Consider the following 2,088-nt stretch of genomic DNA (forward strand, 5'->3'; position numbering starts at 1 on the left):
GGGCATGCAGAGGGGGCGGCCCTGCATCGTCGGCATCCGGATCGACAACGGTTTGGAGGTCACCGCTGACCACCTGCGAGAGCCGAAGCTCAAGGAGATCCTCCGCGCCTTCCTGGGCCGCTGGAGAGCAGACGGTCCCGATCTCGTCGGGGTCAAGTTCAAGTACCACCAAGACGTGCAGGAGTGGTGGCTCGGCATGCGGTCGTTCCTCGACTCCTCCCCTGAAGTCAGCGGAGCGGTGCCACGGGCTCAGCGGGGCCGGACTCCAACGGACGAGACGCTGCGTGACTTCGCTCGTCGCTACGTCGCTGAGACACAGAAGGTTCCGCACGGCGCGATTACGCGGGCAGCGCGCGCGGTCCCCATCGGCCGAACGACGGCCTACAGGTGGCTGGACATGTGCCGCGAGCGGGGTCTGATTCCAGACGAGATCGGCGAAAGGGAGTCGAACTGATGGCCGAGAAGATGCGCGACGGGATCATCAAGCGCGGGTCCCTCTACTACTACGTCGTCACCGAGCGCGGCCGCTTCCCTGCCGTCGACCGCCAGGGCAAGCCGAAGCTCGACGCCGCCGGCAACCAGATCGTCCGCACCAGCCGCCAGCGGTGGGTCAAGGGCGCAGCGACCCGCGCCGCGACCAAGGCTCTGCGCGACGAGGCCCGCAACGCCGTCCACCAGGGCACGTACGTCACCCCGAAGGACCTCACCGTCTCGGCCTGGCTCGACCAGTGGATGACGGCCCACGAGGTCGAGCTGAAGCCGTCGACCGCGAAGACCTACCGCGACAAGATCGAGCTCTACCTGAAGCCCACGATCGGCCACGAGAAGGTCCAGGCTCTCTCCCCCAGCCTCCTCTCCGGCGTCTGGCGCCAGATGCAGGCTGCGGGCGGGAAGAACGGCAAGCCGCTGTCGCGCCGCACGGTGGAGTTCGCGCGGGCAGTGCTCCGTAAGGCCATGGAGGACGCCGTCGTCGAGCGGATCGTCCAGGTCAATCCCGTGGTTGGGTCGAAGATGGCGAAGCGCGATGGCAAGCCGCAGCACACGACCTGGACGGGCGAGCAGCTGAAGGTGTTCCTCGCACGAGCGGCTGAGGACCGCTGGGCGCCTCTGTGGGAGCTCGCGGCCGGGACGGGGATGCGTCGCGGCGAGCTGATGGCGCTCAGGTGGGATGACGTCGACCTCGAGGGTGGGCTGGTCTCGGTCGAGCGGTCGGTCACGCAGCTCGGCAAGGAGCGGGTGGCGACGTCGCCGAAGAACCACGAGCGTCGCAAGGTCGCGATCGACCCGCACCTCGTGGCCTCACTGAAGGCGTGGAAGCTGCGGCAGGCCCAGGAGCGGCTTGCCGCTGGTCCGGCGTACGTGGACGCCGAGGGTCTGCTGTTCACGTGGGAGGACGGTCGGGCGGTGCTGCCGGACTACGTCACGCGGGCCTTCGGGAAGCTCCAGGCGGCCGTCTCCGCGGCCCTCGCGGAGGGCGGCGAGCCGGCGCTCCCTCGCCTGGTCGTTCACGAGCTGCGGCACACGCACGCGACGCTGCTGCTGCGCGATGGCGTGCCGGTGCACATCGTCGCGAAGCGCCTCGGGCACAAGGATCCGTCCGTCACCTTGAACGTGTACGCCGACGTGATCCCGGACGACGACACGAGCGCCGTCGACGTGTTCTCGAAGGCGGTGTGGGGCGCGTGACCGAGCCGATCGACGTCTTCGCTGTCGACGCCGCAACGTTCGAGATCGTCCGCGCCATGGCAGGTGGCGAGGTGCCCATCGCGGACACGGCTGGCGCGCTCGAGGACCTCGCTGCGACCGGAGCCGGGCACCACGCTCTGGTCTGCCTCGCCGGCCACGCTGCGACCTTCCTCCAGCAACTAGCCAAGGAGCGGGGCTCGAGCATCGAGAGCGTCGCCGCGGAGTACGCGGAGCTCAACCGCTTCAGCCACATCGTCGCGGGCCTGGAGGGCGAGGAGGAGGAGGAGGAGGAGGAGGAAGGGTCGTGAGCTTGTTCGAACCGATCGTTAGCAAATCCGTAGCAACCGGCACCCACGGCCACACGCTGCCAGCGCCCGAACTGGGCTCTGACCTGCACAAACG

General features: G+C 68.7%; 3 protein-coding genes. All 3 read left to right on the forward strand.

The window, feature by feature from the left end; all coding sequences use genetic code 11:
- The coding region (locus VLF38_RS02535) for a hypothetical protein (protein ID WP_325269722.1) at window positions 1–454 on the forward strand (454 nt) is incomplete at its 5' end.
- A complete protein-coding gene (locus VLF38_RS02540) occupies window positions 454–1,686 on the forward strand; it encodes a tyrosine-type recombinase/integrase (protein ID WP_325269723.1) in 1,233 nt (410 codons plus the stop codon). The genes VLF38_RS02535 and VLF38_RS02540, both read left to right, overlap by 1 nt.
- The gene (locus VLF38_RS02545; RefSeq protein WP_325269724.1) at window positions 1,683–1,994 is read left to right on the forward strand and encodes a hypothetical protein; all 312 of its coding nucleotides are present in this window, start codon (window positions 1,683–1,685) and stop codon (window positions 1,992–1,994) included. Before VLF38_RS02540 ends, VLF38_RS02545 begins: the two co-directional genes overlap by 4 nt.
- Window positions 1,995–2,088: the final 94 nt, after the last annotated feature.

Source organism: Nocardioides sp., assembly GCF_035481145.1.
Lineage (GTDB): Bacteria > Actinomycetota > Actinomycetes > Propionibacteriales > Nocardioidaceae > Nocardioides.

Bases quoted from the DNA above. Each gene is read 5' to 3' on its own strand.
- VLF38_RS02540 (WP_325269723.1), top strand. From the start codon at position 454: ATGGCCGAGAAGATGCGCGACGGGATCATCAAGCGCGGGTCCCTCTAC.